The following is a 26,028-nucleotide window of genomic DNA, read 5'->3' as shown; positions in this document are numbered from 1 at the left end:
TCGTCACGCACCCTTGGTGCCGGTGTCGCCGTTAGCGAGGTCGCGGGCCTGTTCGACCCAGTTGTCACGCTCTACCCGGCCCTTGAAGCCTTCGAGGTTGTGATCGACCCAGGCCACCTCGTCCGCGCTCCAGTTGGCGATCTGGTCGAAGTGGTAGAAGCCGAGATCATTGCACAGTTTCGCAAGCTTCGGCCCGATTCCCTTGATCTTCTTGAGGTCGTCTGCCTTGCCGTCGCGTGGCGCATCGAGCGTTTTCGGCTTGGAGCCGAGCTGGGCCGTGTTGTCCTCGGCAGAGCGCTGCGACGACGTATTGGCGTCTTCGGAAATGCCCGGTTTTGCCTCCACCGTGTCCTCGGGCGCGACCGTGTCGATATCAGAGACCTTGGGCTCGCTGTCGCTGGGCGGACGGCCGGTCTCCATGGCATGCGCCTCGCGGGTGTCGATGCCGGTCTCGTCCGCCGGAACGCCCTCGGCCGGGCGCGGCTCTTTCGTCTTCGCGTGCAGCGATTGCGCAGGCGCGTCGCCGTGGTTGGCCCCCTTCTGCCAAGATGCAGAGAGCGGGACCTCGGTGCCATCAATACGCTTTATGGTGTCGCCGATGTCGGTCGCCAATTGCGCGGAGGCGTTATACTTGTGCTTACCGTCCTGATGATCCTTGAGGCTGGTCAGCCCGGACGCGGGCTCCGATGTATAGCGCCCGTTTTGCGGCCCCGGTACCGGCACGTTGCCCGCCGCCATCTCGTCGATGATCTCGGCCAGACGCTCGGTGGTCAGGTCCTCGTAGTAATCCTTGCCGATCTGCGCCATCGGCGCGTTGGCACAGGCGCCCAGACACTCGACCTCTTCCCACGAAAACTTGCCGTCGGCGGACAGCTGGTGCGGCTTCGCGGCGATCTTGTCGCTGCACACGGCCATCAGGTCCTCGGCGCCGCAGATCATGCAGGAGGTGGTGCCGCAGATTTGAATATGCGCAACGCTACCAACCGGTTGCAGCTGGAACATGAAGTAGAAAGAGGCCACTTCGAGCACCCGGATATAGGCCATGCCCAGCATCTCGGCCACGTATTCGATGGCCGGACGGCTCAGCCAGCCTTCCTGCTCCTGCGCGCGCCACAGGATTGGGATCACGGCGCTTGCCTGACGGCCCTCCGGATATTTCGTCACCTGTGCCTCGGCCCAGGCCAGGTTGGCCTCGGTGAATTCGAAGCTGTCGGGTTGATCGGGATGCAAACGTCGCAGCATCAGGCTTTTCCTTCCGCAACCAGACGGCAACCGGTCAAGACCTGGTATTGCCCGCCCAGAAATTCGCTTATCGCGGCAAAGACCGCTTGAGTGTCCGTGTTGTCGGCACCGAGGTCCGACGGCGTGATGTCCAGAAGCCGCTTTGACAGGCCGCGCACGCGCTGTGCCAGGTAGGCGCGGTACTTGTCGAGGCTTTCCAGCACGCTGGCCTTGGTCAGCCCGGCCTCAAGCGCGTCGAGACGCGGCACCACATCGCGGTGAAACCGCGCCAGACGGGCGGCACTGGTGATCTCGATCTGCGGGGGCCAGACATCCGAGGTCATCATTTCCGGAACCGCGGCACGCAATTCGCGATCGAGTTGCGCGGCGGCGTCGAAATTGTCGAAGCAGAGGTCCAGCTTGCGTTCGAGGAACCGCGTTTCGGACGCCTGCACAAAGGAGGTCCGCGCATAAAAGGCCTGCACAGCGACAAACAGCGCCGCTACCAGAGTCGAGGCCGCCAGCACCACGGTCGAGGGATCGCGCCCTCGTGTCGGAGTTCCGGTCATGCCCGCCCCCCTTCATATGTCCGCGCATCCCGGATCATGCGGCACAGGCCCCGCTGGTCAGCCGTACGCCGCCGTTGTCCAGCCGCTCCGCCTCGTTCCGCGCAAGCTTGCGGCCGAGGATCGTCTTGACCTCTTCACGGGTCAGGTTGGCCTGAAACTCGACCGCACCGAAATCAGCCTCGGACACCATGCTGCAGCCCAGCGTCGCCACCGCCTCGTCGAAACTGGCAGCCTCGACGCGCGCCGCTCCGCCCGGCACCTCGGTGCAGGCGGACAGCGCAGCCAGACCGGCCAGCCCGTATGCGAGGCGCGTATGGCTCACCGGTCGATTTCTCCGAAAACAACGTCCATGGTGCCAATGATCGCCGCTACGTCGGCCAGTTGGTGGCCGCCCGCGACATAATCCATGGCCTGAAGATGCAGGAAGCCCGGCGCGCGCAGTTTGGCGCGATAGGGTTTGTTAGTGCCGTCGGCCACAAGGTAGACGCCGAATTCGCCCTTGGGCGCTTCCACTGCGGCATAAACCTCGCCCGCTGGTACGTGGAAGCCTTCGGTATAGAGCTTGAAATGGTGGATCAGTGCTTCCATCGAGGTCTTCATCTCGCTGCGCGACGGCGGGGTGATCTTGCCACGCGCCAGAATCTCGCCCTGCCCGTCCGGCGCGCGCAGCTTGGCAATCGCCTGGTGGATGATTTTGAGCGACTGGCGCATCTCTTCCATGCGGACGAGGTAGCGGTCAAAGCAGTCGCCATTCTTGCCGACTGGGATCTGGAATTCGAACTCGTCATAGCATTCGTAGGGCTGCGCGCGACGGAGGTCCCAGGCGAGGCCGGAGCCGCGCACCATGACACCGGAAAAGCCCCAGTTCTGAATGTCTTCTTCGGTGACCACGCCGATATCGGCATTGCGCTGCTTGAAGATGCGGTTCTCGGTCAGCAAGCCGTCGATGTCGTCTAGCACCTTTGGAAATTCGTGCGCCCAAGCCTCAATATCGTCGATCAGGTCTGGCGGCAAGTCTTGGTGCACGCCGCCGGGCCGGAAATACGCCGCGTGCAGGCGCGCGCCGCAGGCCCGCTCGTAGAAGATCATCAGCTTCTCGCGTTCCTCGAAGCCCCAGAGCGGCGGCGTCAGCGCGCCCACGTCCATGGCCTGCGTGGTCACGTTCAGCAGGTGGTTCAGGATGCGCCCGATCTCGGAATAAAGCACCCGGATCAGCGAGGCGCGGCGCGGGACCTCCACCCCTGTCAGCTTTTCGATCGCCAAGCACCAGGCATGCTCCTGGTTCATCGGTGCCACATAGTCCAACCGGTCGAAATAGGGCAGGTTCTGAAGGTAGGTGCGGCTCTCCATCAGCTTCTCGGTGCCGCGGTGGAGCAGACCGATATGCGGGTCGCAGCGTTCCACGATCTCGCCGTCGAGTTCCAGAACAAGCCGAAGAACCCCGTGCGCCGCAGGGTGTTGCGGGCCGAAGTTGATGTTAAAGTTGCGGATCTTCTGTTCCCCGGACAGGGCGTCATCGAATCCCTTGGTTCCGTCCATCATGTGATCCAATCCATTCCTTGCCGCGCCTTCGCGACAGTGTCGTTCCCTAATGTAGCCATGCCGGCGGCACCTTGTCGGTGTAGCGCTCGAATATGAACGCATAGGTTTCGTCAAGCGCTTGCCGGGCCTTTTCTCGTGCTGACGAACTTAGCCCGCTGCGGTTACCCACACCGGCGTTGCGCTGCGCGTCGAAATCGGCCGCGAGGTGATCCACGCCGACGAAATGTGCGACATCAGCTACTGTTTCCGGCTCGAACAGAGTCTCGAAGAAAGCGACATGGCATTTGCACCCGGCTGCCTCGAGCGCCTGTATCGTTTCATCATAGCGAGACCGCCTGAAATCCGGATCATGCGGGTTGTCGCAGGCCTCGAGCAACATCCTTTCAAGACCCTCGAACTTGGGCTCTCGCGTCAGCACTGCACGCATCTTGTGGCGCATGCCGGACCACAGCCGTTCCACGGGGTCGCGCATCAGGAAAATGAAGCGGACATCATCATGCACCGCTTTCATTTCGGCAAAGGTCGCCGACGTGCAGAGCGCATAGGAGGGCGTGAAGTCGATCACGATACTCTCCGCGCGGCGACCGAATTCGAGGCAGGGCAGATAGCGGCGATGGTCGTCCGGATTATAGCCGAAGGGCGAACCCTGCCGCGGTCTCTTCGACGCGAGCACACGGTCGATCCGATCCCACAGGGTGTAGGGATAGCGCACGCTGTCCCAGTAATGCACCTCTTTCCGCCAGGAATAGATCGCCGGGTGCTGCTCCAGCGTCCAGGCAAGCCAGGACGTGCCGGCCTTTTGAGCGCCGAGACCGATCACCACACGCTCCAGCGGCACTGACGGACCCGACAGCGCCCGAAACATGCCACGCACGGCCTTGTCGACGTGTTTCAGGCCCCTGCCACCCGGCACGCCCGACGGTAGTTTTGCAGACACCGCGCTCATGCGATACCCCGCTGTTCCAACGGTCGCCGCGTGTCGCGGACGGGGCCAATCCGTGCGCCGGCGTCGCAACTGCCGGACGGAACTGCCGAAATTGCCAGACGGCCGCTCATCGCTTCTCCAGTTCCTGAAGCTTGGTGGCCATCAGCCACAACAGGATGATCGTGCCCAGCGGGATCAAGCAGGCCAAAGCCCAGAGCTTGTCGTACCCGAAGTGCGGCAGAAGCTTCATCATCGGAATGACGGTCAGGACGGCGAGGACGATCCAGATCAGCGTACCCATCACTTGGCCTCCTTGCTGACATGGCCGTCGGGCGCGGTCTTGTCATCACCGGGCAGGATGTATTCCGCGCCCTCCCAGGGGGACATGAAGTCGAACTGCCGGTATTCCTGAACCAGCGAAACCGGCTCATAGACCACGCGCTTCTGCGCCTCGTCATAGCGCACCTCCGTATAGCCGGTGGTCGGGAAGTCCTTGCGCAGCGGATATCCGCGGAATCCATAGTCGGTAAGGATCCGCCGCAGGTCAGGGTGACCCGAGAACAGGATGCCGAACATGTCGAAAACCTCGCGCTCGAACCAGTCGGCCGAGGGGTGGATGCCGGTGATTGAGGGCACCATGTCCTCTTCGCGCACGTGGACGCGCAGGCGGATGCGGTGGTTCTGGTACATCGACAGGAAGTGATAGACCACATCGAAACGCTTCTGCCGCGCCGGGTAGTCGACCGCGGTGATATCGACCAGCGACGAGAACTGGCAATTCGGATCGTTCTTGAGAAACTCCACCAGCCCGGTCAGATTGGCCAGCGAGGCCTCGACATTCAGTTCGCCACGATCAACCGACCACGACAGGATGCAGTCGGGCCGTTTCATCTCGATATGCGCGCCAAGCTCTTGCATTGCTGTGGTCATGCCGGTGCCCCTTACCTGGTAATCGTGCCGGTGCGGCGGATCTTGCGTTGCAGCTGCATCAGCCCGTAAAGCAGCGCCTCGGCCGTCGGCGGGCAGCCGGGCACGTAGATGTCGACCGGCACGATCCGGTCGCAGCCGCGCACCACGGAATAGCTGTAGTGGTAATAACCGCCACCGTTGGCGCAGGAACCCATGGAGATCACGTAACGCGGCTCGGGCATCTGGTCGTAGACCTTGCGCAGCGCCGGCGCCATCTTGTTGGTCAACGTGCCGGCGACGATCATCACGTCCGACTGCCGCGGGCTGGCGCGCGGCGCAATCCCGAAGCGCTCGGCATCGTAGCGCGGCATCGAGGTGTGCATCATCTCGACCGCGCAGCACGCCAGGCCGAAGGTCATCCAATGCAGGCTGCCGGTGCGCGCCCAGTTGATGATGTCTTCGGTCGAGGTCAGAAGGAAGCCCTTGTCCTGCAGCTCGGCGTTGAGCGCCTCGGTCCCGGCCGGAAAGCCCGAAGGCTCCAGTGCGGCCTGCGCCGAAGGGCCGGATTTCACGCGGTCCGACTGAAAGCCCACACCCTGGGTTTCGCTGACGTCAGGAGCCGGGGTCCGGGTATCCTCTACTGCCATTCCATCGCCCCTTTCTTCCACTCGTAGGCAAAGCCAAGGGCCAGCACAGTCAAAAACACCATCATAGACCAGAAACCCACCATGCTGACATCCCGGAAGCTCACGGCCCAGGGGAACAGGAAGGCGATCTCGAGGTCGAAGATGATGAAAAGGATGGACACCAGATAGAACCTGACATCGAACTTCATCCGGGCGTCATCGAAAGCGTTGAACCCGCACTCGTAAGCCGACACCTTCTCGGGGTCCGGGTTGCGGACGGCGAGGATGACGGCGGCGAGGATGAGGACAATACCAAGTCCGATGGCGACGGCGAGAAAGACCAGGATGGGAAGGTATTCCCTGAGCATCTCTTCCACGGGGTAGGCTCCTTTCCGGCACACGGCTGAAACGCGCGCTATAATGGCTCGCTTGGCTTGGACCGGGTTTATCCCTGCGCCGCAGGGGGGTCAATGGAGGGGGGGAACATTTTGAACTTTGAATACGTGGTGCCAGGCGTTGAAAAATTAACGATTTTAAAAGCGTACGGGGCGTTTAGTAAAAATTCTCTGATGATCCGGCTGGACCGCATCCGAGTGAGCCCGCAAGCGCCTTGTTTGCGCTCACATCAACAAAGGCTGCGCTGGCCTCAGACCACCATGACGGCCACCCGCAGCTTTGCCTATTGTCAGGCCCAAGCCGGTTTGCGCTTGTCGAAAAAGGCGGTGATACCTTCCTGCGCTTCCTCGCTATCCCAACGTGCCGCCAAAGCATCGGTGGCGAGGTCCATCTCGTCCTGGCTCACCCCACCGCCCAAGGCACGGATCAGTGCTTTCGCCTCGGCGACCGCCCCGGGGGCGCACGCGAGATAGGGTGCCACTTCTGCCTCTATCGCAGCGTCGAGCGCCTCAGCGGTAACAGTGCGCGCCACAAGACCGAGTTGCACGGCCTCGCGGGTGTCGAAGATCCGGGCCGACATGAACACCCGCCGCGCTATGCCCGGCCCCATGCGGCGCAGCACGAATGGCCCGATGTTGGCCGGAATCAGCCCCAGCCGGGTCTCGGTGAAGCCGAACTTGGCGCCCTCGACGGCCACGACGGTGTCACAAACCGAGATCAGCCCCATGCCGCCGCCGAAACTGTTGCCCTGCACCCGCCCGATCAGCGGCTTCGGCAGCGTATCCAAGGCATTCAGCATTGCCGCCAGCTTGGCGCTCTCGCGCCGCCGCGTGTCGCTGTCCATCTCGAACTGCGCCCGCATCCAGGCGAGATCCCCGCCAGCGCAGAAGCTCTTGCCTTCGGCGGCCAAGACCAGCACGCGGACCGCGTCATCCTCGCCCAGCGCCTTGCAGGCGTCGACCAACTCGGCCAGCATCTCGGCCGACATGGCATTGTGCTTTTCGCTCCGTGCCAGCCAGAGCGTCGCCACGCCGCGGTCGTCGGTTTCGATTCTCAGGGTCTGATACATCTCGCGTCCCTTTCCTTCCGCACAAAATACCTTTGAAGGGAGTTTTCAAAAAATCTTCTGGAGATTTTTCCTCACCCGGCCCGCATCGCGCGCGCCATCTCCGCCGCTTCGGCGATCACCCCAAGGTCCAGCCCGGTCTCGTAGCCCAGAGCCGCGACCCGTTCTGCCACCCTCTCGGTCGCCACGTTGCCGGCCGCGCCGGGCGCATAGGGACAACCGCCAAGGCCGCCCACCGCGGCGTCGAACACCCGCAGGCCCCTGTCCAGCGATACCTCGATATTCTCGAGCGCCAGCCCGCCGGTGTCGTGATAGTGGCCGGCCAGCTTGTCTGCGGACAACTCCTTCAGCACCGCGTCCAACATGGCCGCGATCCCTTCGGGCGTCGCCCGCCCGATGGTGTCGCCCAGCGAAACCTCGTAGCAGCCCATGTCGCGCAGGGCCGCCACCACCCGAGCCACCTGCCCCGGATCGGTCGGACCGTCATAGGGGCATTCCACCACGCAGGAGACATAGCCGCGCACCGGCAAGCCCTTTGCCCTTGCCGTCTGGGCCACCGGAGCGAAGCGTTCCAGGCTCTCGGCCACCGAGGCGTTGATGTTGGCCTTCGAGAACCCTTCCGACGCCGACCCGAAGATCGCCACCTCGTCGGCCTGCGCCGCCAAGGCACCTTCCAGCCCGCGCATGTTCGGCGTCAGCGCCGCATAGGACACGCCCTCGGCACGACGGATGCCGGCCAACACGTCGCCCGAGTCCGCCATTTGCGGCACCCATTTCGGGCTGACGAAGCTGGCACATTCGATGCGGCGGAACCCCGCCCGGCTGAGGCAATCGACTAGGGCGATCTTCTCGGCGGTGGGAATCAGGCGCATTTCGTTCTGCAGGCCGTCGCGCGGCCCGACCTCGAATATCTCGACGTAGTCACCCATGCTCAAACCTCCGGCAAAGGATAGAAGTCCTGCGAATAGAGGTCCTGCTTTCCATCCCGCGCCTTGGCCCGCTGGTAACCGTCCCTTGCCTTCAGTCGGGTCCAATAGGCGTTCAGGGTTGGGAATTCATCGAAGTGCACGTAGAAGCGCGCCAACTCGAACCCGTAGGCAAACATGATGTCCGCCGCCGAGAAGCCCGACGGCAGCAGGTAGTCGCCCTCCATCCGCGCGTCCATCGCTCGCAGAGCCGCCCGCAGCCGCGCCGTCAACAGCTTGATGACGACGGGCGAGGCATCTTTCGGATCACGCAGGAACACCCGGTTGAGGTTCAGGTTCTCAACCAGGCACCCCACCGTTTCGGAATACGCCAGCATCTCGAGATACCGTGCCCGCTCTGCAGTTCCGGGCTCGGGCTGCAAGGCGCCGTGGCGCTCGCAGAGCACTTGCAGGATCGCACCGCTTTCGAAAAGCACCTCACCGTCATATTCAAGCGCCGGCACCCGCCCGGCCGGCGACAGCGCATAAAACTCCGGTGTCCTCATCGAGCCGTCGCGGATCGAGTAGTACGAGACCTCATAGTCCAGACCCAGCTCTTCCAGCAGCCACATCACCCGCAGCGAGCGGCCCAGCGGCACATGGTGCAGGCGGATCATGCCTCGGCCTCTTCCAACCGTACCAGAGCCGCGCCTGCGGTCACCTGCGAACCGGCGGTGACAAGAACCTCGGCCACCACGCCGTCGCGCGGCGCCGTCAGCGAATGCTCCATCTTCATCGCTTCCAGCACCGCCAGCCGCTCGCCGGCGCTGACCGCCTGCCCGGCCTCGACCTCGACCTTCTGCACCAACCCAGGCATCGGCGCTTCGATCACCGAGGCATCCGAGCCAGCCTCTGCTGCCCGGTCCAGCGCCCGGATCACCCGATAGGCCCGCCCGTAGTCCGCGAACACCGTCACAACGTCATCCGCGACGGCGACGGGCCAAGCGCCCTTGCCGTCCAGTGTCCAGCCGCCGGCCCCGCGCCGGCACTCGACAACCTCACCATCGGCCTCGACCGCGCACGCCCCTGGACCGATGACCCGCAGACGCACGGTGTGACGCTCCTCGCCCTCGTCGAGTACGAGCGTTCGGGACAAGGGTTGCCACAGGCTGAAGCCGGTCTGCCAACCGCGATCCTCCCAAAGATCCGCCGCCACCAGCGCCGCCTGAGCCAAGGCCCGTCGGTTTTCGCCGAGTGCCGCCGCCAGCCGATCGATGTTGCGCGCGATCAGCCCGGTGTCCACCTCGCCGCGTCCGAAGGCCTCGTCCGCCGCCAAGGCACCCAGAAATGCAAGGTTCGTCACCGACCCTGCCACTTCGGTGCGCGCAAGCGCCTGCCGCAACCGCTTCAGGGCGATCTCACGCGTCGGCCCGCGGGTGATTAACTTAGCAATCATCGGATCGTACCACGGCGAAATTTCGTCGCCCGAGCGCACCCCGGTGTCGGCCCGCGCGCCTTCGGGGAAATGCACATGCGTCAGCACCCCGGTCGCAGGCAGGAATCCTGCCGGCACATCCTCTGCGTAAAGGCGCGCCTCGAAGGCATGCCCGTCGATCGTGAGTTCCTCCTGCGTGGTCTCCAGCGCCTCGCCGGCCGCGACCCGGAGTTGCCATTCCACGAGGTCGACGCCGGTGATCGCCTCGGTCACCGGATGCTCGACCTGAAGGCGCGTGTTCATCTCCATGAACCAGAAGCCATCCGTGCGCAGCCCGTCCGAGCCGTCGACGATGAACTCCACCGTACCTGCGCCCTTGTAGCCGATCGCCTCGGCCGCGCGCACCGCAGCCTCGCCCATGGCGCGACGGACCTCCTCGGTCATGCCCGGTGCCGGGGCCTCCTCGATCACCTTCTGGTGCCGCCGTTGCAGCGAACAGTCCCTTTCGAACAGGTGCACGGCCCTCTCGCCGTCGCCAAAGACCTGCAACTCGATATGACGCGGCATGGAGACGAATTTCTCGATCAGGACGGCGTCGTTGCCAAAGGCCGTCCGTGCCTCTGCCTTGGCCGAGTCCAACGCCCGGTCGAAAGCGCCCTCATCCTCGACCAGCCGCATCCCCTTGCCGCCGCCGCCGGCAACCGCCTTGATCAGGACGGGATAGCCGATCTCCGCCGCGCGCTCCTTGAGGCCCTCCTGGGAGGCGCCGTGATAGCCCGGCACCACCGGCACCCCGGCCTCTTCCATCAGCGCCTTGGCGGCGTCCTTCAGCCCCATTGCCCGGATCGCCTGCGCAGAAGGGCCGATGAACACCAGCCCGGCCGCCTCGACCGCTTCGACGAAATCGGGGTTTTCCGACAGGAAGCCATAGCCGGGGTGGATCGCCTGGGCACCTGCTGCCTGCGCCACCTCAATGATCTTGCCGCCCTTGAGGTAGCTCTCGGCCACTGCCGCCGGGCCGATGCAATATGCCTCATCGGCCATCTCGACATGGGCCGCCCCGGAATCGGCCTCGGAATAGACCGCCACGCAGCGCACCCCCAGCCCTTGCGCCGTCCGCATTACCCGACAGGCGATCTCGCCCCGGTTGGCAATCAGGATCGTGTCAAACATCAGTCTTCTCTCCCATGCCCCCGGCCTCTTCTTTTCGAAGAAAGCCCCTCAGGGGTTTGGGGGCAGAGCCCCCTTGATTACATCCGGAACACGCCAAAGCGCGTCTCTTCGATCGGCGCATTCAGGGCTGCCGAGAGGCTCAGCGCCAGCACGTCCCGCGACTTCCGGGGATCCACGATGCCGTCGTCCCAAAGCCGGGCCGAGGCATAAAGCGGATGCGACTGCTCCTCGAACATCTCCAGTGTCGGTCGCTTGAAGGCCTCTTCCTCGTCGGCACTCCAGCTTCCGCCGCCGCGCTCGATGGAATCGCGCTTCACGGTCGCCAGCACACCCGCGGCCTGCGCGCCCCCCATCACCGAAATCCGGCTGTTGGGCCAGGTCCAGAGGAAACGCGGCTGATAGGCCCGCCCTGACATGCCATAGTTGCCGGCACCGAACGAGCCGCCTACCAGCATGGTCACCTTTGGCACCGAAGTCGTAGCCACCGCCGTCACCATCTTGGCCCCGTGCCGGGCGATGCCTTCGTTCTCGTATTTCCGCCCGACCATGAAGCCAGTGATGTTCTGCAGGAAGACCAGCGGGATCTTCCGCTGAGAGCACAGCTCGACGAAATGCGCGCCTTTCTGCGCGGCCTCGGAAAACAGCACGCCGTTGTTGGCCACGACGCCGACATGCACGCCCTTCACTTCGGCAAACCCGGTGACAAGGGTTTCGCCGAAGCGCGGCTTGAATTCGTCAAAGCGCGACCCGTCCACAAGCCGCGCGATCACCTCGCGGATGTCGTAGGGCGTGCGCAGGTCCGCTGGCACCACGCCGAGGATCTCCTCGGGATCATAAGCCGGGTCCTCGCCGCCCTGCAGGATGGGTGCTCCGCAACCGTTGCCCAGCGAGGACACCGCCCGCCGGGCCAGCGCCAGCGCATGGGTATCGTCCTCCGCCAGATAATCCGCCACGCCCGACAGCCGGGTGTGCACGTCGCCGCCGCCCAGGTCCTCGGCGCTCACCTCCTCACCGGTTGCCGCCTTCACCAGCGGCGGCCCGGCCAGGAAGATGGTTCCCTGCTCGCGGACGATAATTGTCACGTCCGACATCGCCGGCACGTAGGCGCCGCCGGCCGTGCAGGACCCCATCACCACCGCGATCTGCGCGATCCCCTTGGCCGACATCCGCGCCTGGTTGTAGAAGATCCGTCCGAAATGATCGCGGTCGGGGAACACCTCGTCCTGATTGGGCAGGTTGGCCCCACCTGAATCCACAAGGTAGATGCAGGGCAGCCGGTTCTCCTCGGCAATTTCCTGTGCGCGCAGGTGCTTCTTGACCGTCATCGGATAGTAGGTGCCGCCCTTCACCGTGGCGTCGTTGCACACCACCATGACCTGTCGGCCCGAAACCAGACCGATCCCGGCAATCGCCCCCGCGGCGGGCGCTGCGCCGTCGTACATGCCGTGCGCTGCTGTCGCGCCGACCTCAAGGAACGGCGACCCGGCATCCAGCAAGTTCGCCACGCGTTCACGGGGCAACATCTTGCCGCGATCCATGTGCCGCTTTCGCGCCTTTTCGCCGCCGCCCGCTGCTGCCAGTTCGGCCGCCTCGCGCACCACGCGCAGGGCCTCGAGATGGCCTTCTCGATTGGTCCGGGCCTCGTCCGAGCCGGCCACGAAACTCGATTTCAACTTCATCCTGTCTCTCCCCGGCGGTCCCTGCCGCCTTCAATTCCTGCGGCGCTTGCCGCCCTAGTCCTTTTCGTCCGGCCTGGACCTCGGTCGCATCGACGGCGCCTGTCGCGCCCATCCCGCCGCCACCGCCGGCTCTGCCACGCCCAGATACCGTGCCACCTGCCAGGCCAGTACCGCGTTCTGAAGCCCGTTGCTCGCCTCGCGCGCCTCGCACCACGTCTTGATCGGATCGTCCGCGCCGGCGCAGTCCGGACCGGCCGAAATTCCATGGGCGAGGTCATGGGTCTGCACGTAGAGACGGATCGGAAAGCTGTCCGCCTCGCCGTCAACTGTCTCCGGGTCGGGCAAGTGCGTCAGAACCTGCTGGTGCAGCGCTGCCTGCTGTCGGGTCAGGGCCTGCTGACAGGCGATCGGCGCCCCAGAGCGATCGCAAAGCGTGATCCCGATATTGCCGCAGTATTCGACGCCCAGCACATTCCAGAGCTGGAAGTCGGGAGCGTCGAGGTCACGTTCGCGGTGCACCTTCAGCCGCCATTCGAAGCGGTCGACCTCGATATCCATGCAGGTCTGGAATGTGGGCAGGTCAGCCTCCTGCGCCGTAAGCGCGCTGCCCATGAGCACGGCTGACAAGACCCAGCCACTACGCATTGCACACCTCAGCCGCGGCACGGGCCTTCAATGCCTTGCGGATGACCTTGCCTGTCACGGTCATGGGCAATTTGTCAACGAAGGCGATTTCCCTTGGATATGAGTAGCTTGCCAGTCGATCCTTCACCCATGCCTGAAGGTCCTTTTCGGAGACGTCAACGCCGGGCTTCGGCACCACATAAGCCTTTACAATTTCGTGCCGGATTGGATCGGGTTTTCCCACCACACCGCACGTCGCGACACCGGGATGGGTCAGCAGGCAATCCTCTATTTCCGCCGGTCCGATCCGGTAGCCGCCAGACGAGATCACATCGTCCTCGCGCCCCACAAAGCGGATGTAGCCGCCTTCGATCACGCCCCGGTCTCCTGTCAGCATCCAGTCACCGCGAAACTTGTCGGCCGTTTCCCTGGGCTTCTGCCAGTAGCCCAGCATCATCGAGGCAGCACCCCGGCGCACCGAGATATCCCCCTCGCCCTCGCATGGTGCGCCGCGCTCGTCGATGACCGCGACGTCGGACCCCGGCGCAGCCCTGCCGATGGCCCCTGGCTTCGGTTCGAAAAGGCTCGCGCAGGAACTGGCCACCATGTTGCACTCGGTCTGGCCATAGAATTCGTTGATCGTCAGCCCGAAGGCGCGGCGCCCCCAATCGAGCATTTCGGCACCCAGCGGCTCACCACCCGAGGCCACGCTGCGCAGCCCCGGCAACGTGACATCCGCCGCTTTCAGCATCCGCAGCGCCGTGGGCGGAAAAAACACGTTCCGGACCGAGCCTTCGTGGCAGATCCTCATGCACTCATCCGCCGTGAACTTCTGCATCCGGCAAGCCACTACCGGCACGCCCAGCGCCAGTCCGGGCATAAGCACGTCGAAGAGCCCGCCAATCCAGGCCCAGTCGGCCGGAGTCCACAGACAATCCCCGGATTGACCCAGGAAATCATGGCTCATCTCCACCCCCGGCAGGTGCCCGGTCAAAACCCGATGCCCATGCAAAGCGCCCTTGGGTTTGCCCGTCGTCCCAGAGGTATAAATCAGCACCGCCGGCGTCTCCGGTCCGGTCTCGGCCATGCCGACCGGGCCCGCCGCCGGCAGGTCAGCCACCAGAACCGGCTCTGCCAGATCACCCAGCAATTGGGCGCCCTCCGTATCGGTCAGCACCACCGCCGACCCAGCATCGCCAATCCGGCTGGCCAGAGCGTCATGCTTGAATAGCTTGAACAAGGGCACCGAGATCGCGCCGATTTTCCAGCACGCCAGATGTGAGGCCGCGCACCACGGGTCCTGTCCCAGCAAAATTCCCACGCGGTCCCCGGGCGACACGCGACCAGCAAGGAAGGCTGCCACGCGGTCAACCATCGCTCGCAATTCGCCATACGTCACGTCACGCCGCCCAGCCGAGAGGTCGATGATCGCCACGGCCTCATCCCGCTGCGATAATGCCTGCGCAGCAAGGTTTAGCCGCTCCGGCAGGTTCCAGCGAAAACCGTCACGCAATGCGTCGTATGATGAGGCGGGCGTCAGCATCAGGCACGGTAATCCGGGTTTTCGTAGTCAAAACGGCAGCCGGCCTCGAAAGCCTTGCGGTCATTGCCCTCATTTGGGTAGCCGCCGGCATCGCGCAGCATCTTTGCCGCGTGCATCAGGTTCCACGTCATGATCGTGGTGTTGCGGCGGGTGAAATCATTGTCGAAGCCCGCCGGCGGGCCATCGTCCTGCTCATCGCCATAGGACGGCCCCGGCCCGGCCTCGCCGATCCAGCCGCAATCGGCCTGCGGCGGGATGGTGTAGCCCAAGTGCGACAACGCGAAGCCCAGCGTCATCGCCACATGCTTGATCCCGTCTTCATTGCCAGTGATCACGCTGCCGCCGACCTTGCCGTAGAACACCGACTGGCCCTTGTCGTTTAGCTCGCCCGACATGCCGTAGAGCCGTTCGATCAACACCCGGCAAACCGAGCTTTCTTCGCCTAACCACAATGGCGTCCCAACCACCAGGATCTGTGCCGCCTGAACCTTCTTCCACAGGTCAGGCCAGTCGTCGCGGTCCCAGCCGTGTTCCGTCATATCGGGAAACACCCCCGGCGGCACCACGTGATCGAGCAGATGCACATGCTCTACCGCCACGCCGTTCTTTTCCATGATATCCGCCGAGGCACCCATCAGAAGACGGGTGTGGCTTTTGGCGCCGTCTTTCTTGAGCGAGGTGTTGATATAGAGCGCACGCAGGCCCGCGAAGCGCTGATCCGTGTCTGTCATGTATAAACCCTCCCGGTTCGGGCCAACCCTAGCATGGGTGCCCTACTCTCCCAGATCCTTCTTCAACTGCTCCAGTTCGCGGTCCAGGAAGAACGAGGTGATCGACCGGATGACGACAAGCAGCCCCAGGAACAGCAGGTCCGAGAAAGCGAGGCTCAGCGCGGTGTGGATGATGTCGGACACGATGAACAGTTCCAGCGAGGCCAAGATGTAGCGGCCCAGCTCGATACGCTCGCGGTTGGTCTTGTTGACACGCTCGGAGCCGCTGCGGAAAATTTCTGCCTTACCGACGCCCAGGATGAAGCGCACGGCGCCCAGCAGGATCAGCAGCACGGCGAAGATGTCGACGATGGCGGCGGCCCACTCCAGCAGTTCCACCAGCCAGTGAAACTGGCCGTGCAGAATGCCGCCCTCGAGTTCCATTTCAACAAGACTGCCCATGACTACCCTTTCCTGTGACGCTGATGGCGGTGCCGCCCCTCCCGGGCCAACCGCCTGCGCCGATGGCTGGTTCCTGCCGGTCCCTTCAGCCCATCCGCGCCATCATCTCGCGCCCGATCAGCATTCGGCGGATCTCGGAGGTGCCGGCCCCGATCTCCATCAGCTTGGCATCGCGGAAAATGCGGGCCACCGGGGTTTCATTCATGAAGCCCGCGCCGCCCATGGCCTGTACCGCCTGATGCGCCACCACCATCGCCTCTTCGCTGGCATAGAGGCAGCAGGCGGCAGCGTCCTGACGGGTGACCTCACCCCGGTCGCAGGCTTTGGCGACCTCATAGACATAGGCCCGGGCCGAGTTCATCTTGGTGTACATGTCCGCCAGCTTGCCCTGCATCAGCTGGAAGTTCCCGATCGGCTGGCCAAATTGCTTGCGCTCGGCCATGTAAGGCATGATTTCGTCGAGGCAGGCCGCCATGATGCCGGTGCCGATACCCGCCAGTACCACGCGTTCGTAATCCAGCCCCGACATCAGGACCCGTACGCCCTTGCCCTCTTCGCCCAGCACGTTGTCGAAGGGCACTTCCACGTCCTCGAACACCAACTCGGCCGTGTTCGATCCGCGCATCCCCAGTTTGTCGAAGTGCTGCGAGGTGGAAAAACCCTTCATCTCCTTTTCGATTAGAAAGGCGGTTATACCCTTGGACCCGGCCTCGGGGTCGGTCTTGGCATAGACCACCAGCGTGTCGGCGTCCGGACCATTGGTGATCCAGAACTTGTTGCCGTTCAGGCGATAGTGATCATTGCGCTTTTCGGCGCGCAATTTCATCGACACCACGTCGGACCCGGCGCCGGCCTCCGACATTGCCAACGCACCGACATGTTGGCCCGATACCAGCCGCGGCAGGTACTTCTGCTTCTGTTCGTCAGAGCCGTTCAGCTTGATCTGGTTGACGCAGAGATTGGAATGCGCACCGTAGGAGAGCGAGACAGAGGCCGAGGCGCGGGCGATTTCCTCGACCGCTATGACATGCGCTAGATACCCCATACCGGCGCCGCCGAATTCCTCGGGCACGGTCACGCCCAATAGGCCCAGTTCGCCCATTTCCTGCCAGAGCTCGTTGGGAAATTCGTTCTTCGCGTCGATCTCGGCCGCCATGGGTTTCACGCGGTCCTGCGCCCAGCGGTGCACCATCTCGCGCAGTGCGTTGACGTCTTCGCCCAGATCGAAATTCATCACGGCTGTGTACATTGACGGCTCCCCCCGATTCCCGGGCTCATTTATTGAACACTCGTTCATTTAACGCGGCAGCATCCGGCCTGTCAAGCCAACACGAAAACAGGCGGCCCCGGAAGGCCGCCTGCTGGTTCGTGAGTGTGTGGGGGTGTGATTTTCAGTCGTTTAGCGAACGACGTAAACGATGGTGCGGTCCTCCGGTTCCACGAGGACCGGTTGGCCGTTGACGTAGACGTAGCGGTATTCGGACTCGGGGATCTCAGCCAGTTCCACGGTCTCGGGCAGGATCGCACCGGTCACCACTTCACCTTCCAGATAGATCGGCTCAAGCGTGTTGGTGCGGACGTAGGTCACGACCTCTTCATCGGGTTGTGCCAACGCACCGGCGGTGCCAGCAGCCATACCACCAACGGCGGCGCCAACGGGACCGGCGATCAGAGCGCCTGCGACGGCGCCAACGGTGCCGGCGCTGACGAAGGCTTCGCCGTCGTTGGAGTTGTCGTAGGTCACGCTTTCCACGACGATCTCTTCCGAGACCACGGGCGCCATGGTGTCATTCAGCGATGCGGTCAGGTACTCGCCATAGGCCCAGCCTTCCTGGCCATCGTACATGACTTTGCACCAGTTGCTGGCGTCGATGCAGCCTTCCACGTCGGCTGAAGCGTCGCCATCGATCACGCCGATGATCTCATACTGGGGCCCGGGGCCTGCGCGCAGGTTCAGGTCGGTGGTAGCGGTTGCCGTGGTTGCGGCCAGAGCAGGACCTGCGGTGAGTGCCACAAGCGAGGTGCTTAGAATTGCGTTACGAAAGAACATGATTGTCCTCCTTCACTTTCTGTTTGGACGCGGCGCAGGGATGCGTCGCGTTCGAGGGGACAATCACGTTCAGGGGGTTTCTGTTCCGCGCAATTTTGACAGCCGATCCTGAATCTGCCCACTAGCGAAAAGACGCCTAAATCAGCACAGTTGGAAGCCGAAGTTCGCTCATGCCACGAAGTGTGATGGAACCTTTTGCACGGGTGCCTTGGCAGCACGACGGAACTCCGCCGGTCTGCCCGCGTTGCGATTTCGACAGACACTCAAAGGACATGATATGACACAGACCCTGCAAGATGCCTTCTGGGATCGGATGGACGACGTTCGCGCCGGAATGTTTCGTCTGGCGGGCGGACGCGCCCTGCCAATGTCGCCGTACGCCCGTCGCGACGATGGTGCGATTTGGTTCATCACGGCCGATGGCACTGACGTGGCCAAGGCCGCCGAAACGGGCAGCACCGCAGAGTTCATCGTGGCCGACCCGAAGGCGCATATCTATGCGGACATCAGTGGGCGTGCGCAGTTGGTGAACGACCCCGCGAAGCTTGACGAACTGTGGAACGCCGTCGCCGCCGCTTGGTTTGAAGACGGCCGGAAGGACGATGACATACGGCTCGTCAGCTTTACGCCGGAGACTGCCGAGGTCTGGGCGACCGACGGGGCCGCCTCGTTCCTATACGAGGTCGCCAAGGCCAACGTCTCGGACGACACCCCCGACATGGGGACACATGGTACCGTACGTTTCACCTGACACCCGGTGCGCCGATTGAAGGCCGCGCACATTATCACAAGGACATACCATGCACGTTTTTCTTCGCCGTCTCGCAGCAGTGCTGCTGGTGCCGAGCCTGGCCATGCCGCTTTCGGCCCAGCAAGTGGGTGAAATCGACGTGGACTGGGTTGGCAACGATATCATCATCGAGGCGGTCGCCGACCCCGAGGTTGAAGGCGTTACCTGCCACCTGGCCTATTTCGAGCGAGGCCTGATAGACCGGCTTTCCAAGGGCAACTGGTTCGAGGATCCCTCGAACGCATCGATTGCATGCCGACAGACCGGCCCGATCCGCATCGGCAACATCGAACGCGACGAGGAGGGCGAGGATGTTTTCCGCACATCGCGCTCGATCATCCTGAAGTCGCTGCGCGTGAAGCGCATTTTCGACGAAGCCAACCAAACCCTGATCTACGTGGCACATGCACGCGAGCTGACGGACGGGTCCGCCAAGGTCTCGATGTCGACGGTGCCGCTGTATAACTCTGGCGCGACGGTGACCGACTGACCGAACCGCGCACTCTTACTGCGCGCCGGTTCCCAGCAAACGCTCCGCCACGTCGGGCAGATCGTCGAAGTGCTCCAGCAACACCTCCGGCTCCAATGCGGCCATGTCGTCGCCAGACGGGCCGAAGGTGACGAGCACGCAAGGCACGTCCGCGGCCCGCGCGGTGTCGCGGTCAGTCACGCTGTCGCCGATCAGGATCGAATTCGCCAGTGCGCCGCCTGCCCGTTCGACCGAAGCGATATAGGGCATCGGGTGCGGTTTGCGTTCAGGCAGGGTGTCGGCGCCGATCAGCGACTGAAATTCATCGCGGATACCGAGCGCTATAAGAAGCTTGTGCGCCAGCGCTTCCGGCTTGTTGGTGCAGACGCCCAGCCGGAATCCAGACCTTGTGAGCGCCGTCAGCATCGCATCCACGCCGGGATACAGTACCGTTTCGGCATCGAGACTTGCCTCGTACTCCTCAAGCAGCTTCGGATACCAGACGTTCACCGCCTCATGATCATCCGCGCGCCCCAGCCTCGCCATGCCGAGGCTCAACATCGCCCGCCCGCCGCGCACCGCCACGCCGCCGTCGGTTGCCTTGTCCAGAACATCGCCGGCCCCCATCGCCCGGAAACAGGCATTCGCCGCGTTGATCAGATCACCGCTGGTGTCGGCCAGCGTGCCGTCGAGGTCAAAGATCACCGTGCGCATGGATTCCAGGCTCCTGACATATACAGTCATTGATTGTGAGGTCCGCGACCTTGCGGCCCCCGTGTCAGCGGATAAAACGGGCCCGAGGCAATTACAAAGAGAAACCGTTATGAGCACCGCCCTCGTCATCCTCGCCGCCGGCAAAGGTACACGGATGCAGTCCGATCTGCCGAAGGTGCTGCACAAGGTCGCCGGAGCGCCACTGCTGGCGCATGCCATGGCCTCCGGCGCGGCGTTCGAACCCGAGCGGACGGTCATCGTCACCGGTCATGGCGGTGCCGCCGTGGAAGCCGCCGCAAAAGAGATCGACGAAACCGCGACATGCGTCGAGCAGACCACGCAATTGGGTACAGGTCATGCGGTCTTGCAGGCGCGTGACGCCTTGGCCGGTTTCTCAGGCGACGTAATCGTTCTTTACGGGGACACCCCGTTCATCCGCCCCGAGACGCTTCAGGCCATGGCGGAAGCGCGTCAGCACCATGACGTGGTCGTGCTGGGCTTCAAAGCCGCCGATCCGGGCAAGTACGGCCGGTTGGTGATGGACGGCGAAGACCTGCACAAGATCGTCGAGTTCAAGGACGCGTCAATCCGCGAGCGGGCCATAGACTTCTGCAATTCGGGCGTTGTGGCCGCCCGCGCCGAGACGCTTTTTGCCTTGCTGGACAAGGTCGGCAACGACAATGCCTCGGGCGAATACTACCTGACCGACATTGTGGCGCTGGCCCGCGACGCGGGCCTGTCCGCCACCGCCGTTGCCTGCGCTGAGGCCGAGACCATGGGCGTCAATTCCCGCGCGGACCTTGCCGCAGCCGAGGCGGCCTTTCAGGCCGGCGCCCGCACGCAGCTGTTGGAAAGTGGTGTGACGCTGCACGCGCCCGAGACGGTCTATGTCTCGCTCGACACCCATATCGGCCCCGACACCGAGATCGAGCCCAATGTCGTCTTCGGTCCCGGTGTCACGATCGAGAATGGCGCGCATATCCGCGCCTTTTCACACCTCGAAGGCTGCCATGTCAGCCGCGGCGCCGTCGTCGGACCCTACGCCCGCCTCCGTCCGGGCGCCGAACTGGGTGAGGATGTCCGCGTCGGCAACTTCGTCGAGGTCAAGAACGCGGTGCTTGACGAAGGCGCCAAGGTCAATCACCTGACCTACATCGGCGATGCCCATATCGGCGAAAAGACCAACGTCGGGGCCGGCACCATCACCTGCAATTACGACGGTGTCTTCAAGCACCGGACCGAGATCGGCAAGCGCGCATTCATCGGCTCCAACACAATGTTGGTCGCACCGGTGAAGGTGGGCGACGAGGCGATGACCGGATCGGGCACAGTGGTCACAAAGGACGTCCCCGATGGTGCCCTCGCTTTGGGCCGGGCCGATCAGGTCAACAAACCCGGCCTCGCGCGAAAATTGTTGGAAATGTTAAAGTCCAAGAAGGTCAAGCAGGCCGGGAGCAAGTCATAATGTGCGGTATTGTAGGGTATCTTGGCGGGCACGAGGCCGCGCCAATCCTTGTCGACGCTCTGAGACGGCTGGAATACCGTGGGTATGACAGCGCCGGAATTGCTACCGTTCATGAAGGCCAGCTTGACCGCCGCCGCGCGGTGGGCAAGCTGGTGAACCTGTCCGACAGGCTGGTCCACGAGCCCCTGCGCGGCCGGTCGGGCATTGGCCACACCCGTTGGGCGACGCATGGGGCGCCTTCGGAAACCAATGCGCACCCTCATCGCACAGGCAGCGTCGCAGTGGTGCACAACGGCATCATCGAAAACTACCGTGCGCTTCGCGAAGAGCTGAACGAGCTCGGCTATTTCACCGAGACGGAGACCGACACCGAGACCGTCGCCCTGCTGACCCATCACCACATGCGCAAAGGCATGGCGCCGGTGGAGGCGTCGTATGCCACGCTTGACCGGCTAGAGGGCGCGTTCGCCCTGGCCTTCCTGTTCGACGGCGAAGAAGACCTGATGGTCGCCGCCCGCAAGGGATCTCCGCTGGCTGTCGGCCATGGCGAGGGTGAGATGTACGTGGGTTCCGACGCCATCGCGCTGGCCCCTTTGACCGACAGGATCACCTATCTCGACGAAGGCGACCGCGCCGTCATCACCCGCACCAGCCTCGAGATCCGGGATGCAAACGGCAACCTTGCCAACCGGGCGATGAAGACAGTCTCGCTGGCCGATGCGAACGTCGACAAAGCCGGCTACAAACACTACATGGCCAAGGAAATCGCCGAGCAGCCTGCGGTGATCCAGAACGCCATCACGGAATACCTGAACGAGGCCGGCACCGGGCTGGTCTGGCCCGAGGGTGTGCCGGATTTCGCCAAGGTCGAGCGCATGACCATGGTTGCGTGCGGCACCGCCTTCTATGCCTGCCTGACCGCGAAATACTGGTTCGAGCGCATCGCCCGCATTCCCGTCGAGGTCGATATCGCCTCGGAGTTCCGCTATCGCGAGCCGCCAATCGGCCCCAGCACCACCGCTCTGTTCGTCAGCCAGTCGGGCGAGACTGCCGACACCCTCGCCGCGCTACGCTATGTCCGCGACAAGGCCGAGCACGTTCTGTCGGTGGTCAACGTCCCCGAAAGCTCCATCGCCCGTGAAAGCGACACCGCCCTGCCAATCCACGCGGGTGTCGAGATCGGCGTCGCTTCGACAAAGGCCTTCACCTGTCAGCTGACCGTGCTGTTGCTGCTGGCCCTGAAGGCTGCCCATGACCGTGGCGAGATCGGCGATGAGGCGCTTCAGGACAAGCTGGCGCTGCTGCGGGCCCTGCCGGGCCAGATCAACGACGCGCTGACGCTGAGCGACACGCTCAAGGAAATTTCGCACGACCTGTCCAAGGCGCGCGACGTGCTGTTCCTTGGGCGGGGTCTGATGTACCCTCTGGCGCTCGAAGGCGCCCTCAAACTCAAGGAAATCAGCTACATCCACGCCGAGGCTTACGCCTCCGGAGAGCTGAAGCATGGCCCGATCGCGCTGATCGACAACACCGTACCTGTGGTGGTCATGGCGCCACGCGACTCGCTTTACGACAAGTCGGTGTCGAACATGCAGGAGGTCGTGGCCCGCGAAGGCAAGGTCGTCCTGATCAGCGATGCGAGGGGCGTAAAGGAAAGCGGCGAGGACGTTTGGCACAGTCTGGCGCTGCCCGCCGTGTCCGAGATCCTGACGCCCATCCTCTATGCCATCCCGGCACAGCTTCTGGCCTACCACACCGCCATTGCGAAGGGCACGGATGTCGACCAGCCGCGCAACCTCGCAAAGTCGGTCACGGTCGAATAGATGGGCAAGCAGTTCGACGCCCTCACCGAAGCGCACCGAGCCTTCATCGAAGATCAGCACATCTTCTTCACCGGCACCGCCGCGCCGCAGGGGCGGGTGAATGTCTCGCCCAAGGGCATGGACAGCCTGCGTGTGCTTGGCCCGAACCGCATCGTCTGGCTCAACATGACCGGTTCGGGCAACGAGACTGCGGGCCACCTCGCGCAGGATCCGCGCATGACCTTGATGTGGTGCTCCTTCACCAAGCGTCCGCAAATCCTGCGCACCTATGGCACGGCCCGCATGATCCAACGCAACCATCGGGACTGGGCGGACCTTGAAGCCCGGTTCGGAGAGCGGCTCGGCGCGCGCCAGTTCTATGACCTGAGCATCGATCTGGTGCAGACCTCCTGCGGCTATTCGATCCCCTTCTTCGATCACGCTGGCCCTCGCGAGACGCTTGAAAAGTGGACCGAGGACAAGGGACGCGAAGGTATCCGCAAGTACTGGGACACCCGCAATCGCAAAACCATCGACGGATTGCCCACCGGCGTGGAAGCGAACCTCGAATGACACCTGAGGAAGCCCTGTCCGGGCTGCACAGCCACGCCGACGAGGCCCGCGCTATCGACATGGCTGCCTATCACAAGGTCGCGCGCAGCTACCTCGGCGTTGCCAATCCGGTCATCAACGATCTGACACAGGCGTGGCGGCAGCAGTTGACGGTCGACGAACGTGTCGCACTGGCCGACGGCCTCTGGCAAACCAACATTCACGAGGCCCGCATTGCCGCTGCCAAGCTCCTCACCCAAGCCCGTCTCCGCCCGGACGAGGCGGCCTGGCGGCTGATCACCTCGTGGGTGCCGGAGTTCGACGCCTGGGCCATCGCCGATCATGCCAGCATCGCTGGACAGAAACGGCTGATGGCCGATCCGTCGCGCTTGGACGAGGTTGAAAGCTGGATCCGGTCCGATCAAATGTGGACAAGGCGTGCGGCGCTGGTGATGACCTTACCTTGGACCAAGATCCGTCGCCCGAAACCCGAAGATATCGTGACACGGGATCGCATCCTCGGATGGGCCGAAGGCTATCTCGATGATCCGGACTGGTTCATGCAGAAGGCGGTGGCTTGGTGGCTCCGCGACCTGTCGAAACACGCGCCTGACATGACGCGCGATTTCCTCGTCCGTCACGCGGAGCGGATGAAATCCTTTGCCCGCCGCGAAGCTGGCAAGTACCTCAGTTCCGATACACCCTGAGCTCGGGCAGCCCTGTCAGCGGCGCGCCGATCAATCGCATGGCCGCCAGCGAAATCCGGCTGCCGGCAGAGGCCGGACCGTCGATCGGGATCAGGTCCACCTGGGCCGATTGCCCGGTCTGCGCAAACTCGACCCGGCCGGTCGCGCGCGCATCGACCAGCGGCGTCTCGAGCCAGAAACCCGGCTTCGCCGGATCGCCAAGCGTGGCAATGGTGGTGCCCAGCAGCATCTCGCCCGCAGGATCGGGCGCTGCCGCGGCTGCAACCCGGTCTTCTTCCGTGGTGGTATCGAATTCCTCGACCGTGACTGCCTCTGGCGGCGGCAGCGCAACTTCCGGTGCTGGCACGTTTCCAATCGGCTCGGCCGGCACCGGTGCCGCCCGCTCCCGAGATTCCATGATCCCGCCAAGCCCGGCCATCTGACCGCAGCCGGCAAGCAGTGAAAGCGCCGCGGCGCCCAGTACTATCCGCTGTCTCATGGCTTGCAAGGTACGCCATTGGTCGCCTTCGTCAACGTCACATTACCCTTGTTCAGCAACTCCCCGCCGCTTAGGTATGAGATATGACCCCGCAACTCATCGACCCCTTCCTGCGCCCGATCTCCTACCTGCGCGTCTCGGTCACCGACCGCTGCGATTTCCGCTGCGTCTATTGCATGGCCGAGAACATGACGTTTCTTCCGAAAAAGGAACTCCTGACGCTGGAAGAGCTGGATCGCATGTGCTCGACCTTCATCGGCCTCGGCGTCGAGAAGCTGCGCATCACCGGCGGCGAACCTCTGGTGCGTCGCGACATCATGACCTTCTTCCAAGCCATGACCCGCCACCTCGACAGCGGCGCGCTGAAGGAACTGACCCTGACCACCAATGGTAGCCAGCTGGAGCGCTTCGCGGACCAACTCTACGCCGCGGGCGTTCGGCGCGTGAACGTCTCGCTGGACACGCTCGACGAGGACAAGTTCGCCCGCGTCACCCGCTGGGGCCGCCTGCCGCAGGTGCTGCGCGGCATCGACGCGGCGCAGAAGGCCGGGCTCAGGGTCAAGATCAACACCGTCGCCCTGCACGGCTTCAACGAGGACGAACTCTTCACCCTCACCGACTGGTGCGCGCAGCGCGGCATGGACCTCACCTTTATTGAGGTCATGCCGATGGGCGACCTCGGCAATGAGGACCGCGTCGGCCAGTACTGGTCGCTCGACGATCTGCGCGGCCAGCTGGCACAGCGCTACACCCTGACCGACCTGCCCGAGCGCACTGGCGGCCCGGCCCGCTACATGCGGATCGAGGAGACCGGGCAGAAAATCGGGCTGATCACCCCCCTCACCCACAATTTCTGCGAAAGCTGCAACCGTGTGCGCCTGACCTGCACCGGCGAGCTTTTCATGTGCCTCGGACAGGAGGACAACGCCGACCTGCGCGCCGCCCTGCGCAACCACCCGGGCGACAATGCGCCTCTGGAAGAGGCGATCCGCAGCGCCATCGCCCGAAAGCCCAAAGGCCACGACTTCGACTATTCGCGTCAACGCGCCGATGGGCAGGTCTCGCGTCACATGAGCCACACCGGCGGTTGAACTTTCAGCCTCACCGCCGGAATTTTCGGGCGAGATGAAGATCAGCGGCGCTCATCTTGCTTGTTTAGCTGGACAAATCCCCTTCAGAGGGCCGCTCTGCCGCTCTTGGGCAGCACTGCGGTACG

The 26,028-nt window shown here is 63.7% G+C and carries 29 protein-coding genes; 7 read left to right on the top strand and 22 right to left on the bottom strand.

Features of this window, described 5'->3' with window-relative positions:
* Positions 1 to 3: 3 nt before the first annotated feature.
* From AC04PT_RS00660 to AC04PT_RS00565, 20 genes are all read right to left on the bottom strand, one after another.
* Positions 4 to 1,242, bottom strand: a complete 1,239-nt coding sequence (locus AC04PT_RS00660) for an NADH-quinone oxidoreductase subunit E (protein WP_482871553.1) — start codon at positions 1,240 to 1,242, stop codon at positions 4 to 6.
* Positions 1,242 to 1,790, bottom strand: coding sequence for a hypothetical protein (locus tag AC04PT_RS00655; RefSeq protein ID WP_482871552.1), 549 nt, complete (start codon positions 1,788 to 1,790; stop codon positions 1,242 to 1,244). Before AC04PT_RS00655 ends, AC04PT_RS00660 begins: the two co-directional genes overlap by 1 nt.
* Before the next feature lie 34 nt (positions 1,791 to 1,824).
* Complete coding sequence (locus tag AC04PT_RS00650) at positions 1,825 to 2,112, bottom strand: hypothetical protein (RefSeq protein ID WP_482871551.1); 288 nt, start codon at positions 2,110 to 2,112, stop codon at positions 1,825 to 1,827.
* Entirely contained in the window at positions 2,109 to 3,329 is a 1,221-nt protein-coding gene (locus AC04PT_RS00645) for an NADH-quinone oxidoreductase subunit D (RefSeq protein WP_482872418.1), read from the bottom strand. Before AC04PT_RS00645 ends, AC04PT_RS00650 begins: the two co-directional genes overlap by 4 nt.
* A 49-nt stretch (positions 3,330 to 3,378) precedes the next feature.
* Complete coding sequence (locus AC04PT_RS00640) at positions 3,379 to 4,197, bottom strand: hypothetical protein (protein WP_482871550.1); 819 nt, start codon at positions 4,195 to 4,197, stop codon at positions 3,379 to 3,381.
* Positions 4,198 to 4,384: 187 nt separating this feature from the next.
* Positions 4,385 to 4,558: a hypothetical protein gene (locus AC04PT_RS00635; RefSeq protein ID WP_482871549.1), complete on the bottom strand. Its 174-nt coding sequence runs from the start codon at positions 4,556 to 4,558 to the stop codon at positions 4,385 to 4,387.
* Positions 4,558 to 5,187: an NADH-quinone oxidoreductase subunit C gene (locus AC04PT_RS00630; RefSeq protein WP_482871548.1), complete on the bottom strand. Its 630-nt coding sequence runs from the start codon at positions 5,185 to 5,187 to the stop codon at positions 4,558 to 4,560. The genes AC04PT_RS00635 and AC04PT_RS00630 overlap by 1 nt, the downstream gene beginning before the upstream one ends.
* 11 nt (positions 5,188 to 5,198) lie before the next feature.
* Entirely contained in the window at positions 5,199 to 5,813 is a 615-nt protein-coding gene (locus AC04PT_RS00625) for a NuoB/complex I 20 kDa subunit family protein (protein WP_482871547.1), read from the bottom strand.
* Positions 5,804 to 6,169 carry an NADH-quinone oxidoreductase subunit A gene (locus AC04PT_RS00620; RefSeq protein WP_482871545.1) on the bottom strand — a complete coding sequence of 122 codons (366 nt, stop codon included), beginning with the start codon at positions 6,167 to 6,169 and terminating at the stop codon, positions 5,804 to 5,806. Before AC04PT_RS00620 ends, AC04PT_RS00625 begins: the two co-directional genes overlap by 10 nt.
* A gap of 308 nt (positions 6,170 to 6,477) precedes the next feature.
* Positions 6,478 to 7,257, bottom strand: a complete 780-nt coding sequence (locus AC04PT_RS00615) for a crotonase/enoyl-CoA hydratase family protein (protein ID WP_482871544.1) — start codon at positions 7,255 to 7,257, stop codon at positions 6,478 to 6,480.
* Positions 7,258 to 7,328: 71 nt separating this feature from the next.
* Positions 7,329 to 8,183, bottom strand: coding sequence for a hydroxymethylglutaryl-CoA lyase (locus tag AC04PT_RS00610; protein ID WP_482871543.1), 855 nt, complete (start codon positions 8,181 to 8,183; stop codon positions 7,329 to 7,331).
* Positions 8,184 to 8,185: 2 nt separating this feature from the next.
* On the bottom strand, positions 8,186 to 8,836 hold the full coding sequence (locus AC04PT_RS00605; RefSeq protein WP_482871542.1) for a glutathione S-transferase family protein: 651 nt from the start codon (positions 8,834 to 8,836) through the stop codon (positions 8,186 to 8,188).
* Positions 8,833 to 10,767 carry an acetyl/propionyl/methylcrotonyl-CoA carboxylase subunit alpha gene (locus AC04PT_RS00600; RefSeq protein WP_482871541.1) on the bottom strand — a complete coding sequence of 645 codons (1,935 nt, stop codon included), beginning with the start codon at positions 10,765 to 10,767 and terminating at the stop codon, positions 8,833 to 8,835. The genes AC04PT_RS00605 and AC04PT_RS00600 overlap by 4 nt, the downstream gene beginning before the upstream one ends.
* A gap of 77 nt (positions 10,768 to 10,844) precedes the next feature.
* On the bottom strand, positions 10,845 to 12,446 hold the full coding sequence (locus AC04PT_RS00595) for a carboxyl transferase domain-containing protein (protein ID WP_482871540.1): 1,602 nt from the start codon (positions 12,444 to 12,446) through the stop codon (positions 10,845 to 10,847).
* A gap of 54 nt (positions 12,447 to 12,500) precedes the next feature.
* Positions 12,501 to 13,058, bottom strand: a complete 558-nt coding sequence (locus AC04PT_RS00590) for a hypothetical protein (RefSeq protein ID WP_482871538.1) — start codon at positions 13,056 to 13,058, stop codon at positions 12,501 to 12,503.
* A 25-nt stretch (positions 13,059 to 13,083) separates the two neighbouring features.
* Positions 13,084 to 14,613, bottom strand: a complete 1,530-nt coding sequence (locus tag AC04PT_RS00585) for an AMP-binding protein (protein WP_482871537.1) — start codon at positions 14,611 to 14,613, stop codon at positions 13,084 to 13,086.
* Positions 14,613 to 15,344 (bottom strand): flavodoxin family protein, encoded by a 732-nt coding sequence (locus AC04PT_RS00580; RefSeq protein WP_482871536.1) that lies wholly within the window; start codon positions 15,342 to 15,344, stop codon positions 14,613 to 14,615. The genes AC04PT_RS00585 and AC04PT_RS00580 overlap by 1 nt, the downstream gene beginning before the upstream one ends.
* Before the next feature lie 42 nt (positions 15,345 to 15,386).
* Positions 15,387 to 15,785 (bottom strand): DUF1622 domain-containing protein, encoded by a 399-nt coding sequence (locus AC04PT_RS00575; protein WP_482871535.1) that lies wholly within the window; start codon positions 15,783 to 15,785, stop codon positions 15,387 to 15,389.
* An 85-nt stretch (positions 15,786 to 15,870) separates the two neighbouring features.
* Positions 15,871 to 17,034 carry an isovaleryl-CoA dehydrogenase gene (locus AC04PT_RS00570; RefSeq protein ID WP_482871534.1) on the bottom strand — a complete coding sequence of 388 codons (1,164 nt, stop codon included), beginning with the start codon at positions 17,032 to 17,034 and terminating at the stop codon, positions 15,871 to 15,873.
* A 150-nt stretch (positions 17,035 to 17,184) separates the two neighbouring features.
* Positions 17,185 to 17,835 carry a DUF1236 domain-containing protein gene (locus tag AC04PT_RS00565; RefSeq protein ID WP_482871533.1) on the bottom strand — a complete coding sequence of 217 codons (651 nt, stop codon included), beginning with the start codon at positions 17,833 to 17,835 and terminating at the stop codon, positions 17,185 to 17,187.
* 277 nt (positions 17,836 to 18,112) lie between these two features.
* Between AC04PT_RS00565 and AC04PT_RS00560 the strand changes: the two genes are divergently transcribed.
* Together AC04PT_RS00560 and AC04PT_RS00555 are read left to right on the top strand one after the other, a co-directional pair.
* Complete coding sequence (locus AC04PT_RS00560) at positions 18,113 to 18,586, top strand: pyridoxamine 5'-phosphate oxidase family protein (RefSeq protein ID WP_482871532.1); 474 nt, start codon at positions 18,113 to 18,115, stop codon at positions 18,584 to 18,586.
* A 49-nt stretch (positions 18,587 to 18,635) separates the two neighbouring features.
* On the top strand, positions 18,636 to 19,115 hold the full coding sequence (locus AC04PT_RS00555; RefSeq protein WP_482871531.1) for a CreA family protein: 480 nt from the start codon (positions 18,636 to 18,638) through the stop codon (positions 19,113 to 19,115).
* A gap of 15 nt (positions 19,116 to 19,130) precedes the next feature.
* Here the strand turns inward: AC04PT_RS00555 and AC04PT_RS00550 are convergent, their stop codons facing one another.
* Complete coding sequence (locus tag AC04PT_RS00550; protein WP_482871530.1) at positions 19,131 to 19,808, bottom strand: HAD-IA family hydrolase; 678 nt, start codon at positions 19,806 to 19,808, stop codon at positions 19,131 to 19,133.
* Between the two features lie 109 nt (positions 19,809 to 19,917).
* Between AC04PT_RS00550 and glmU the strand changes: the two genes are divergently transcribed.
* The 4 genes from glmU to AC04PT_RS00530 are packed head-to-tail and all read left to right on the top strand — an operon-like array spanning position 19,918 to position 24,334.
* Positions 19,918 to 21,273, top strand: a complete 1,356-nt coding sequence (gene glmU / locus AC04PT_RS00545) for a bifunctional UDP-N-acetylglucosamine diphosphorylase/glucosamine-1-phosphate N-acetyltransferase GlmU (protein ID WP_482871529.1) — start codon at positions 19,918 to 19,920, stop codon at positions 21,271 to 21,273.
* On the top strand, positions 21,273 to 23,096 hold the full coding sequence (gene glmS / locus AC04PT_RS00540; RefSeq protein ID WP_482871528.1) for a glutamine--fructose-6-phosphate transaminase (isomerizing): 1,824 nt from the start codon (positions 21,273 to 21,275) through the stop codon (positions 23,094 to 23,096). The genes glmU and glmS overlap by 1 nt, the downstream gene beginning before the upstream one ends.
* Positions 23,097 to 23,648 carry a pyridoxamine 5'-phosphate oxidase family protein gene (locus AC04PT_RS00535; RefSeq protein ID WP_482871527.1) on the top strand — a complete coding sequence of 184 codons (552 nt, stop codon included), beginning with the start codon at positions 23,097 to 23,099 and terminating at the stop codon, positions 23,646 to 23,648.
* The gene (locus AC04PT_RS00530) at positions 23,645 to 24,334 is read left to right on the top strand and encodes a DNA alkylation repair protein (RefSeq protein WP_482871526.1); all 690 of its coding nucleotides are present in this window, start codon (positions 23,645 to 23,647) and stop codon (positions 24,332 to 24,334) included. Before AC04PT_RS00535 ends, AC04PT_RS00530 begins: the two co-directional genes overlap by 4 nt.
* On the opposite strand, the gene AC04PT_RS00525 is transcribed toward AC04PT_RS00530, so the two are convergent.
* Entirely contained in the window at positions 24,315 to 24,812 is a 498-nt protein-coding gene (locus AC04PT_RS00525; protein ID WP_482871525.1) for a hypothetical protein, read from the bottom strand. The genes AC04PT_RS00530 and AC04PT_RS00525 overlap by 20 nt on opposite strands.
* Before the next feature lie 83 nt (positions 24,813 to 24,895).
* Between AC04PT_RS00525 and moaA the strand changes: the two genes are divergently transcribed.
* Positions 24,896 to 25,903, top strand: a complete 1,008-nt coding sequence (gene moaA, locus AC04PT_RS00520; RefSeq protein WP_482871524.1) for a GTP 3',8-cyclase MoaA — start codon at positions 24,896 to 24,898, stop codon at positions 25,901 to 25,903.
* Positions 25,904 to 26,028 lie beyond the last annotated feature (125 nt).

It is taken from the genome of Litorisediminivivens sp. KMU-197 (assembly GCF_056858395.1).
This window is presented reverse-complemented; position numbering and strand designations above follow the sequence as displayed.

Bases quoted from the DNA above. Each gene is read 5' to 3' on its own strand.
- AC04PT_RS00525 (WP_482871525.1), bottom strand. From the start codon at position 24,812: ATGAGACAGCGGATAGTACTGGGCGCCGCGGCGCTTTCACTGCTTGCC.
- AC04PT_RS00550 (WP_482871530.1), bottom strand. From the start codon at position 19,808: ATGCGCACGGTGATCTTTGACCTCGACGGCACGCTGGCCGACACCAGC.
- AC04PT_RS00655 (WP_482871552.1), bottom strand. From the start codon at position 1,790: ATGACCGGAACTCCGACACGAGGGCGCGATCCCTCGACCGTGGTGCTG.
- AC04PT_RS00640 (WP_482871550.1), bottom strand. From the start codon at position 4,197: ATGTTTCGGGCGCTGTCGGGTCCGTCAGTGCCGCTGGAGCGTGTGGTG.
- AC04PT_RS00570 (WP_482871534.1), bottom strand. From the start codon at position 17,034: ATGTACACAGCCGTGATGAATTTCGATCTGGGCGAAGACGTCAACGCA.
- glmU (WP_482871529.1), top strand. From the start codon at position 19,918: ATGAGCACCGCCCTCGTCATCCTCGCCGCCGGCAAAGGTACACGGATG.
- AC04PT_RS00660 (WP_482871553.1), bottom strand. From the start codon at position 1,242: ATGCTGCGACGTTTGCATCCCGATCAACCCGACAGCTTCGAATTCACC.
- AC04PT_RS00535 (WP_482871527.1), top strand. From the start codon at position 23,097: ATGGGCAAGCAGTTCGACGCCCTCACCGAAGCGCACCGAGCCTTCATC.
- AC04PT_RS00580 (WP_482871536.1), bottom strand. From the start codon at position 15,344: ATGACAGACACGGATCAGCGCTTCGCGGGCCTGCGTGCGCTCTATATC.
- AC04PT_RS00630 (WP_482871548.1), bottom strand. From the start codon at position 5,187: ATGACCACAGCAATGCAAGAGCTTGGCGCGCATATCGAGATGAAACGG.
- AC04PT_RS00560 (WP_482871532.1), top strand. From the start codon at position 18,113: ATGACACAGACCCTGCAAGATGCCTTCTGGGATCGGATGGACGACGTT.
- AC04PT_RS00585 (WP_482871537.1), bottom strand. From the start codon at position 14,613: ATGCTGACGCCCGCCTCATCATACGACGCATTGCGTGACGGTTTTCGC.
- AC04PT_RS00600 (WP_482871541.1), bottom strand. From the start codon at position 10,767: ATGTTTGACACGATCCTGATTGCCAACCGGGGCGAGATCGCCTGTCGG.
- moaA (WP_482871524.1), top strand. From the start codon at position 24,896: ATGACCCCGCAACTCATCGACCCCTTCCTGCGCCCGATCTCCTACCTG.
- AC04PT_RS00625 (WP_482871547.1), bottom strand. From the start codon at position 5,813: ATGGCAGTAGAGGATACCCGGACCCCGGCTCCTGACGTCAGCGAAACC.
- AC04PT_RS00635 (WP_482871549.1), bottom strand. From the start codon at position 4,558: ATGGGTACGCTGATCTGGATCGTCCTCGCCGTCCTGACCGTCATTCCG.
- AC04PT_RS00605 (WP_482871542.1), bottom strand. From the start codon at position 8,836: ATGATCCGCCTGCACCATGTGCCGCTGGGCCGCTCGCTGCGGGTGATG.
- AC04PT_RS00575 (WP_482871535.1), bottom strand. From the start codon at position 15,785: ATGGGCAGTCTTGTTGAAATGGAACTCGAGGGCGGCATTCTGCACGGC.
- AC04PT_RS00590 (WP_482871538.1), bottom strand. From the start codon at position 13,058: ATGGGCAGCGCGCTTACGGCGCAGGAGGCTGACCTGCCCACATTCCAG.
- AC04PT_RS00595 (WP_482871540.1), bottom strand. From the start codon at position 12,446: ATGAAGTTGAAATCGAGTTTCGTGGCCGGCTCGGACGAGGCCCGGACC.
- glmS (WP_482871528.1), top strand. From the start codon at position 21,273: ATGTGCGGTATTGTAGGGTATCTTGGCGGGCACGAGGCCGCGCCAATC.
- AC04PT_RS00645 (WP_482872418.1), bottom strand. From the start codon at position 3,329: ATGGACGGAACCAAGGGATTCGATGACGCCCTGTCCGGGGAACAGAAG.
- AC04PT_RS00565 (WP_482871533.1), bottom strand. From the start codon at position 17,835: ATGTTCTTTCGTAACGCAATTCTAAGCACCTCGCTTGTGGCACTCACC.
- AC04PT_RS00530 (WP_482871526.1), top strand. From the start codon at position 23,645: ATGACACCTGAGGAAGCCCTGTCCGGGCTGCACAGCCACGCCGACGAG.
- AC04PT_RS00610 (WP_482871543.1), bottom strand. From the start codon at position 8,183: ATGGGTGACTACGTCGAGATATTCGAGGTCGGGCCGCGCGACGGCCTG.
- AC04PT_RS00555 (WP_482871531.1), top strand. From the start codon at position 18,636: ATGCACGTTTTTCTTCGCCGTCTCGCAGCAGTGCTGCTGGTGCCGAGC.
- AC04PT_RS00615 (WP_482871544.1), bottom strand. From the start codon at position 7,257: ATGTATCAGACCCTGAGAATCGAAACCGACGACCGCGGCGTGGCGACG.